The 1380-nt window shown below is 59.7% G+C and carries 1 pseudogene; it reads right to left on the bottom strand.

Going from position 1 to position 1380, the window contains the following annotated elements:
• Positions 1 to 118 precede the first annotated feature (118 nt).
• Positions 119 to 1380: pseudogene (gene tnpC, locus MLC59_RS19685) on the bottom strand (IS66 family transposase); the annotation flags it as partial.

Below are 1380 nucleotides of genomic sequence, written 5' to 3' on the forward strand. Positions count from 1 at the left end.
GCAGTAAAGGGTAGAAGCTGCTAAGTGCAGCAATCACCGAACGAATCAGCATCTATCCTGGCCGGCTCTCCAGTGCCAGACGACCACAACCTTCCATAACTGAAGACCTCGGATAATTCTTGCCCATGGGAATGGGCCGAAGGGCCCGTTCCAGGTGGTTGGTATCGGGTTGTACGTCCGGATCTTCCAGGAACACGGCCAGGCTCGTTTCCCGGCCGAGCACGTAATTCAGGGCTTTGGTTAGCGGTTCACTGGGCAACAGGCCGCCTTGAGCCAACTGATCCCGGCACCATTGGAAGAAGCCGCTGACGACCGGCTTCGCATGGTCCAGCCGGTATTGACGCTTCTTCTCGCCAGTGAGCGCCTTTTCCTTAATGGTATCTTCAATCTGGTACAGCTTTGCGATCTGTTGCAGGGCTTCGGTGGCCTTCTCGGGATGATCCTTCTGAGCCTCAACGAAGCAACGGCGACTATGCACCCAGCATTGAGCATGGGTAATGCCTTTTTGGGCCGCGGCATAGCGGGCATAAGCCGCATAACCGTCACTGATCAGGGTGCCACTGAACTGGTCGTTCAGAACCTCCTCGATATGCAGTCGGCCTCGGCTGTTCGAGTAGGTGAACACCACCTCGTCGGCATCACCGTATAACGGCCAGAACCAGCCGGTTCTCATCTTGCCCTTTTGCGGGCCGGCCCGGCCCTGGTGGCCGGCCTTGATGGGCGTTTCATCCATGGCCAGCACCCGGCTGCGCAGCACGTTGTCGGTCTGGGCGTCCACAATGGGCCGAAGCAGGTCGATGGCCCGCTTCACCAGGTTCGTCAGGGTACTGCGGCTGACGGTTATACCGGCCTGTTGGAGGCGCTGGTGCTGGCGATACAGCGGCAGGTGGAACTGGAACTTGTCCACCAACAACCCGGCCAGCAGGCTGACATCGGCCAGGCTGTTGTCCAGCACGTTGAACGGAGCTGGTGCTGTCATAGGTTTTTGGTCCGCGCTCTTACGACGGAACACCGGACGCTCGCATTTGAGCACCACATAGCTGGAGGCCCGCTGGGCCAGACGGTAGGTGGTCTTGCTGCCGACCACTTCGTACTGATCGGCTTCTGGGCCGGTCAGCTCCGGTGGCAGATGTTCAATGACCTCCACCGGCACATCGGCGGTGAAGCGCAGGCCGGTGTCGTTCAGGCAGTCTTCGCCCCGCTGCTTCTTGCCGGTGCCACGCTGATAGGCTTTAACCGTGCGCTTTTTCTCTTCCGGTGGGTTCTCCGGAACCGGTGCATCGCCTTCCTGGAACAGGCTGTCCTGGCCCGGCAGGTCAAATACCTGCTTCTCGGATTTGGGGCCGAACAGCTGCTTCTTGAACCAGTCCAGCTGGCGCT

This window comes from Marinobacter bryozoorum, assembly GCF_023156245.1.
Lineage (GTDB): Bacteria > Pseudomonadota > Gammaproteobacteria > Pseudomonadales > Oleiphilaceae > Marinobacter > Marinobacter bryozoorum.